Source organism: Candidatus Jordarchaeum sp. (assembly GCF_052745115.1).
In genome coordinates this window covers 1-3,312 of sequence record NZ_JBRAKS010000402.1, presented here as the reverse complement: position 1 = coordinate 3,312, position 3,312 = coordinate 1, and the positions used below count along the sequence as shown (strand labels likewise).

Sequence of the window (3,312 nt, the reverse complement as noted above, 5' to 3'; positions counted from 1 at the left end):
GGCTATCTGGTCAGCCCCCTCTCGGACTGAAGCGAAAAGCTTTTTCATAGCAAATTGTAAAATAGTTGTTAGAATGTTCCACATAATTTTTTAACTCAAGCTGTAGAGCCTTTATTTTTGGATGCTTTTTTCCTCACTTGCACTAAAAATGGGTTTACAATCTGAGTCGTATAATTAATTATAACTAGAATCGATATATATCGATTGTGTCCAGTAACATTACAGAAAACCAAGATGTGTTAGTGGGAAGAATTGGGTGGGAACTGTTAGAATTCCAGAGGACTTAAAATATCAGGATTTTCCCTGGAAAGATAGCTTCTAATGAGGTTCTTTAAATTAGTATGCTTTCAAGGCTACCAAATCTTTTCTTCACGTTTCAGAGTGATTTTAAATCTAGATTTTTTTTGTTTTTTTATTAATTCCTTCTCAAAGTCTTCGATTGATAAGATACTATCCACGCTATCAATTAGAACTTGAAGAAGCTGTTGTCTGTGAATGTAATATTTTTTAACATCTTGTACAATTCTTTTTGAGTGTTCTGAGAGAATTGGAGCGAAACGGTAAAGTTCATCAGTTTCCTCCTTGTTCACAACAAAACTTAGTGTACCGATTCGCTCTCCTCCTCTAGCTTTCTCATCAGCGATAGAGAAGTAATACACAAAAGCGCTCTTCTGTTCCTCTTGAATAGGAATTATAGATTCCCCCTCATTCACATGATGGCTTAAAACAACTGCACCAACCATTGTCTTTAAAGCGATTTTATCAGCAGTCTCCTTGTCAATCCCCTTAAAATAAATACTAGTTGGACCCGCTTCCTCGTCAAAAATAGCTAAACAAATTCCCCTACTTTCAAACAAAGCATCACTTCCGCTTTTCCCTTTAATAAATTTCCTAAACCTTGGTCTTAAATATTTTCAATCTATACAACCAATAAATGATAACATTTTTTTATATAAACTTTGATATAAATTTGTTGAAAACTACCTACTTAGCTTATGAAGGCTGATCTGGCATTATAAGCCTTCTTTTCCTAAAAGAGGGTTTACTTCTGGTTCTTTTCCCCGATGGTTAACCTTCGCCAAAAAAGGTTAAACAGACCTTCTTTCCCGGCTTGGAACCCTAACATCCATTATTCAACCAAAAAGCTAAACACATAAATTGAAAAAATCTTAAAACGTATCGGGAGGATATTTTATAACAATGCTGCCCATAGTAATATTTTGGGTAAACTCCAAAACCCTTTAAAAAAGTAAGGTTTATCCCCCACTTAATTGAACATCTTTAAAAATTATTAACATTTATCAGTAGAACACTAAATACATAAAAATTTCCAAAAAATTTTCCCAAGGGTCTGATGAACCCTCTTACTCTTAAAATTAACATTAATTTCTAACGAGTTAAAGCCACTGGAACGCGTTAAACTTTTTTAAACTAGTTCTTATATAGACAAGGCTCAAAATTTATGTTTGGCTAGCCGTACTCCCAAATCACGCCGGTGCCTCCCTTAGGATAGTTGAATTCGATGGCATTTGACTCACAAACCAGCCAGCAGCTACCGCACTCAACACACTTTTCGGTAAAATCTTCAGAAAGGAAGGCCTTATTTTTTCTTAATTCCCATAGTTCCATTGGGCAAATGTTAACGCACCTTCCACAACCTTTACAGCGAGCCTTATCCTGTTTAATGAAATTTCCGGTCACGCCAACATGCTTTACCATTTCTCTCAAATCGACTGTTTTTCGACCCATTTTCTATCCCTCGGCGATTAGTTCTATTCCCTTTCTCTTCTTCGCCCGAAACCACATCCATCCCAATTTTAGCAGGCTCCTAAACAGTGGAAAGTTAGATTTTCGAAGCAGGGGATATATATAGCTTTTAACAAACTCTAATAGGAATGGGGCATTCTCCTTGTACTTTGATATCTGCCTCTGAAGGTTTTTAATGTGGGGATTAGACCAACTGGCCCAGAACATAATATTATTCGCCAGCGGGGTGATTATGCTCCATTGCTTGGGATCGAAAAATATGCCCGCCCAGAGCTCAGCCCACTCTTTTGCAGCCGAAAACTCCTCACCAATAATGGAGTTTTTCCATCGCTCCTCGTAAAGCTTCAGACCCTCTGCAGAAGTGTCCCCACTGGAAATGGCTTCCCCTGCAACTTCTGCAGCGATTTTTCCCGAAACCATTGCATAGTGAATCCCTTCAGCCTCCAGGGGACAGGCAAAGCCTGCCGCATCACCCACCAACATTATTCCACCACCATAGGTTTTGGTGGGAAATCTAGGCATCCAGGGAAGTAGGTGTGCGTGAAACTCCCTAGGTTTAGCTTGAAGCCGGTCGATAAATCTCTTTAAAGGTTTAGAATTTATAACTCGTCTAAGATACTCGTATGGGCGTTCGCCGTATCCCGAAGCGAATCGACCAATCCACTGGCCTAGACCCACGTGGAAACCTTCGGGCATCATAGCCACATAGGTAGCCGGATATAGGGGAGAAACATATACTTCATTGCAGTACTCCTCAGGGCCCATTATTTCATCAATTCTTTTCCGAGGAGCCTGAAAATCACAGTCCACCACCAAGGTGATTTCATCCGGTCTCCATTTGTTGCGAAGACCCGCCTTATAAGCTATTAGAGAAACGGCTCCATCGGCTGCGATGGTCACGTCTCCTTCCACCTTTTCACCTTTGTCTGTAATTACTCCAGTGACTCGGCCTTGGGGATCCTTTAGTACATTATCTATCAGCGTTCCTGTTCTTAGCTCTGCGCCTGATTCAGAAGCTAGACCAGCCAAGAACCGATCAAAGTCACGGCGATACACATCCACTTGGAAGTATTCTCTAGCTTCCGTATACTCCCCCAAATCGCTGGTAGACCATTGCATCATGAAACGCTCTTCCAGATTATCATCAAGCATGTGTAGGGACTGATATTTTATTTTTAAACTCGGTATATCCATTTTTTTCATGAAATCAAAATCGCGAAAAATTCGAGGAGCTAAACCGCATCCAGATGAAGATTTGTCACCAGGCATTCTACCTCGTTCAAAAATAACCGTTTTTAAACCATTTTCACTCGCTATCTTTGCCGCTAAGGAGCCACCTGGTCCGCCGCCTACAACAATAACATCATACTTTGACATTCCTCGGCACTTCCATTCATACTCTTTATCTTTCTAGAATATTGGTCGAATTTTGTGAGATTTTCTTTTTTATATTATTACGTATTTTAGGCTTTTTAGTCTTAGTAATTTATCTCAAATTTAATTAAGTTGGCTATTAGTATTATAATAAAATATAAAACATAATAC

At 39.3% G+C, this 3,312-nt stretch carries 3 protein-coding genes; all 3 read right to left on the bottom strand.

The window, feature by feature from the left end; all coding sequences use genetic code 11:
* Positions 1 to 353 precede the first annotated feature (353 nt).
* Positions 354 to 857 (bottom strand): hypothetical protein, encoded by a 504-nt coding sequence (locus ACUVXA_RS18530; RefSeq protein WP_445872771.1) that lies wholly within the window; start codon positions 855 to 857, stop codon positions 354 to 356.
* A gap of 613 nt (positions 858 to 1,470) precedes the next feature.
* Entirely contained in the window at positions 1,471 to 1,749 is a 279-nt protein-coding gene (locus ACUVXA_RS18525) for a 4Fe-4S binding protein (RefSeq protein ID WP_445872770.1), read from the bottom strand.
* 3 nt (positions 1,750 to 1,752) lie between these two features.
* On the bottom strand, positions 1,753 to 3,144 hold the full coding sequence (locus ACUVXA_RS18520) for an NAD(P)/FAD-dependent oxidoreductase (RefSeq protein WP_445872769.1): 1,392 nt from the start codon (positions 3,142 to 3,144) through the stop codon (positions 1,753 to 1,755).
* Positions 3,145 to 3,312 lie beyond the last annotated feature (168 nt).